At 63.2% G+C, this 3,777-nt stretch carries 3 protein-coding genes and 2 tRNA genes; 3 read left to right on the plus strand and 2 right to left on the minus strand.

Translation table 11 applies throughout. The annotated features are described in order from the left end of the window. Positions 1-185: 185 nt before the first annotated feature. Positions 186-258, minus strand: a tRNA-Glu gene (locus WBQ44_RS06060). A 93-nt stretch (positions 259-351) separates the two neighbouring features. Further along, positions 352-1,020, minus strand: coding sequence for a TetR family transcriptional regulator (locus WBQ44_RS06065; RefSeq protein WP_495565825.1), 669 nt, complete (start codon positions 1,018-1,020; stop codon positions 352-354). 660 nt (positions 1,021-1,680) lie between these two features. Between WBQ44_RS06065 and WBQ44_RS06070 the strand changes: the two genes are divergently transcribed. The 3 genes from WBQ44_RS06070 to WBQ44_RS06080 form a co-directional block, all read left to right on the plus strand. Continuing rightward, the gene (locus WBQ44_RS06070) at positions 1,681-2,961 is read left to right on the plus strand and encodes a lipase family protein (protein ID WP_495565826.1); all 1,281 of its coding nucleotides are present in this window, start codon (positions 1,681-1,683) and stop codon (positions 2,959-2,961) included. 128 nt (positions 2,962-3,089) lie between these two features. After that, a tRNA-Lys gene (locus tag WBQ44_RS06075) sits at positions 3,090-3,162 on the plus strand. Between the two features lie 269 nt (positions 3,163-3,431). Further along, a partial coding sequence (locus WBQ44_RS06080) for an acyl-ACP desaturase (protein ID WP_495565827.1) occupies positions 3,432-3,777 on the plus strand: 346 nt, incomplete at its 3' end.

Consider the following 3,777-nt stretch of genomic DNA (forward strand, 5'->3'; position numbering starts at 1 on the left):
GCGCTAACCAACTGCGCCACAGGGCCTAGCTGTGAAACTTTCTTACTACAGACTTTCGCAGGCTTCCCTGGCTGGGAAACTTCCGCCGCATACGTTAGCAGGTGATCGCCCCACTTCCGTTCGCTGCGGCCTGCAAGAGACTGCTGCACTGCAGGTCGGATTGTCAATTCCGACCTTTTCCTACGTACCCCCTACGGGATTCGAACCCGCGCTACCGCCTTGAAAGGGCGGCGTCCTAGGCCGCTAGACGAAGGGGGCTCGCCGAACTGCTCACGTTCGAACTGCTCTGCGTTACCCTCAACGGCGTTCCGTTGGGAGCTCGCATAGCTTAGGACACTTCGCGCAGAAAACTCAAACCGGCAGGTCAGAGCCGCTTTGGACGACTTCCGGGTCCACGGCGATCCACCCTCGAACCCGCCATTCGTCCAACCAGCCGGGAGCCGCCATCGCGAAGAGAACGACCTCCAGGGACTCCTCGAACATCCGCCGCAAATCACCGCTGTTGGACACGAGATCGGCCATGTAGCGCTGGCCCGCCAACGACGCCGCGAGCACCCGGATGAACTTCTCCGGCGTGAAGTCGGGTAGCAGATCTCCCATTTCCTGGGCGCGTCGGGCGAGCTCGTATCCCGCCATCCCCCACACGCGACCGCCGCCGGATTGCACCTCGCCGTAGAACTCGGGCTCGACGATCAGCCGGAATTCCGCTCGCACGATCACGTTGTCCTGAAATCCGCGGGCGATGTCGTCGATGATGCCGTGGATGACGTCGAACGGATGAAGAGTCGACGACTTCCAACGCTCGGTGATGGCGACATACTCGTCCAGCGCCGCGTTCAACACTGCCCTCGCCAGATCTTCCTTGGATTGGAAGTGGAAGTACATCGCACCCTTCGTGGCGTTGGAGCCCTCGAGGATGGTGTTGACGGATGCCGCCGCATACCCGCGGCGCGCGAACTCCGACGCCGCAGCTTCGACGATCGCCGCTCGGGTTCTCCTTGCGCGCTCTTGTTGTGCCATTACCTTCGTGCCTCCGAACCCACGCCACCCGCATCCATCAGCAGGCAATCCGCTACTCGAGCCTACTTGACGAAACCGGCTTCGATACGACCCTCGACCTGCTCACATGCGCGAAGAACAATAAATCGGACAAACCTCGCCGAGCAGTAAACAATCCAAGTGGTACGATCCAACCGGCTCGAGTGCGCCGCAGGGGGTGCGCACTCGGGCCATCCGTCTGTCGAACGGTCGAGCCCGTCCGAACGTTCCACCGATCGCCTTCGTCACCTCGAACAGGGCGATCGGCCGAGTTTACAAACTGCCCGCTACTGTAAACCGTCTCCGCGCGGGCGTCTCGACTTTGGGACGTTCGCCACACGTTCGCCTGATGCACCGGCACCCGGTCCCGCCGCGCCTCGGTCCAATTCTGCGATCGGGTGATGAACGAGACGGCGAACCCGAGCAATCGACCGATTCGACCGGCCGGTTCGGCGCAAACCGCCGAACCGACTACACCAACTGTCCTCGTAGTCGGATTCCGTTGCGCAGGAATGTTTCTCGAACGGGGTTCGTATAACGGTTGCGGCTCGACCGGCACGTCTGACCATCCCACGCCACCGCTCCGCCCTACTGTGATCCACAACACATTTCGGGCTCGCGGACACGGATCCAGGTGAGAGCATGACCGTTCAGCACTTCTCCATACGCTCGGCAACAACCCGATCGTCGACCACGCTGTTGACCCTGGCGATGACGGTGATCGTTGCTGCCGCACTCGCATCGTCCAGCGCGGCCGACCCCGTGAGCGACTTTCTGACGCCGGCGCAGGACCCCGCACTCGCCGCGGCAACCCCACTCGGCGAACCGTTCTTCGATCCCCCGCCAGGCTACGAATCAACCACTCCAGGAACGGCTTTGGCCACCAGGACGGTGACCGTCGGCCCCTTGCTGACTCCGGTGTCGTCGACGCAGATCTTGTTCCGCACGACGGACTCGAAGGATCGGCCCGTCGCGGGCGCAACCACCGTCATCGTCCCGGCCGCTCCTTGGACGGGAGCGGGAACGCGGCCGGTTGTCGCGTACAACATGGCCATCGACTCGCTGGGCCACACGTGTGCGCCGTCGTGGACACTTCCCCGCGGCATCGCCCCGGAAATCGCTGCGGTGCAACTGTTTCTGGCCAAGAACTACGCCGTCGTCGTCACCGACCACCAGGGTCCACGTCAGGCATATGCCGCGGGTCGCATGGCAGGGCATGCCGTCCTCGACTCATTGCGCGCCATGGTCCGACTCCCGCACCTCGGCCTACCCGCACAATCACCGATCGCGATGACTGGCTATTCCGGTGGAGCGATTGCCTCCGGCTGGGCCGCGCAACTCGCCCCGAGCTACGCCCCGGAGGTGAACCTCGTCGGTACCGCATTCGGCGGTGCTCCCATCGACTACCGCCTCCTCCTCGAATCGATGAACGGCCGAAACGGCGCATCGACTCTGTTTCTCACCGCCGCGATGGGCGTCGCACGTGAATACCCGGAAATGTTCTCGCTGATGAACGCGAACGGGCTCCGCCTCGCGCAGATCGCCAAGGACATGTGTGTCTACCTCCTCGCACCGGGTGGTCTCGTCGCGCCCATCACCGTGCAGGCGCTATCCGACGTGCCCGCCGTCGACCGCACCCCGATCGCGGAGCGCATCATTCGCGAGACACGCATGGGAGGAAACCTGGTGCCGTCGGCACCCGTCTTCATCTACCAGGGGATACACGAGTTCTGGATCCCGAAGGAAGGCTCCGAACGTCTGTACGACGAATGGTGTGCTGGCGGGGCACAGGTCAGACTCGAGGAGTACGTCGGCGAACACATGATCGTCGCTGTATCGGGCCTACCCGGCTCGCACCGTTGGATCGACGACCGACTCGCCGGATTACCCGCCCCCGACGGTTGCAGCAGCTTCGGCCGCTGACCGCGGCAGCGGTCGCCCAATCGCCGACCGCCGCGGCGGTCGGCGAATATCGACCGCAGCTTCGGGTCGCCGGGCTCAGGGGGCGCGTGATCGCCGGATGAGAACCACCCACTATGCTTTCGATCCGCGCCCCTATAGCTCAGTTGGTAGAGCTACGGACTTTTAATCCGCAGGTCGTAGGTTCGAGTCCTACTGGGGGCACTTTTTTCTTCCGCCGGGTGTTCCCCTCACCACACCGCGAAGGTGTCGCTCGACGTTCACAGCGCATACACAGCTGCGTTACCCCATACGTCTCGTGCACGGTCGTACACTCGGTAACGGTTCGATGCCGGGGAACGAACTGGCCCGGGGGGAAATTCTCCGAACTACCAGCTGGCAACCGTGGCGCGCCCGAAACTCGAGGGAGTTCACAGCCAAGTTACGGTGCCGTAAGCTGGGTCCGGTTATCAGCAATGTATGGAGGCAATGTAATGGCGAGGGATCTGACACAGCTGGAACTGCTCCAGGAGCTCGTTCCGGTTGCGGAAGACAACGTGAACCGGCACATCTCCATGGCCAAGGAGTGGCATCCACACGACTACGTGCCGTGGGACGAGGGCCGCAACTTCGCCGCACTCGGCGGGGTGGATTACGACCCCGAGCAGAGCAAGCTCTCAGAGGTCGCCAAGGCGGCGATGATCACCAACCTCCTCACCGAGGACAACCTTCCGTCGTACCACCGCGAAATCGCGGAGAACTTCTCCCAGGACGGCGCCTGGGGCACCTGGGTCGGTCGCTGGACCGCCGAGGAGAACCGTCACGGCATCGTGATGCGCG

It is taken from the genome of Rhodococcus sp. (in: high G+C Gram-positive bacteria) (assembly GCF_049591685.1).
Lineage (GTDB): Bacteria > Actinomycetota > Actinomycetes > Mycobacteriales > Mycobacteriaceae > Rhodococcoides.

Excerpts from the sequence above, each read along its gene's own strand:
- WBQ44_RS06070 (WP_495565826.1), top strand. The coding sequence starts at position 1,681 with ATGACCGTTCAGCACTTCTCCATACGCTCGGCAACAACCCGATCGTCG.
- WBQ44_RS06065 (WP_495565825.1), bottom strand. The coding sequence starts at position 1,020 with ATGGCACAACAAGAGCGCGCAAGGAGAACCCGAGCGGCGATCGTCGAA.